General features: G+C 46.2%; 1 pseudogene. It reads left to right on the plus strand.

From position 1 onward, the window contains the following. A pseudogene (locus tag HK24_RS13805) lies at positions 1–301 on the plus strand (TonB-dependent receptor); the annotation flags it as partial.

Consider the following 301-nt stretch of genomic DNA (forward strand, 5'->3'; position numbering starts at 1 on the left):
CAATGAAGATTCCGTTGTTAATAACTACCCCACAGCTTCGCAATTTTATACCTTTAAGCATACCGGTCAAAGTTATGGGCATACTGCAGGATTCGATGCCACGAACAATGACTACTGGAAGAACAACCTCGATATCTGGAACGAAATATTCCTCACTGCCCCCATACACGCTGTTGTTAATGACAAGTTGAGCTTCGATCTTAAGCCTTATTATAATTGGGGACGTGGCTGGGATGGTGGCCCCAATGGCACAGCCAGCGCAGGGGAATATACTTATAGGGATGGTACGGCTATTGCAGCG

Origin of the sequence: Gluconobacter sp. DsW_058, from assembly GCF_002153615.1 — a bacterium.
In the GTDB taxonomy this organism is placed as follows: domain Bacteria; phylum Pseudomonadota; class Alphaproteobacteria; order Acetobacterales; family Acetobacteraceae; genus Gluconobacter; species Gluconobacter cerinus.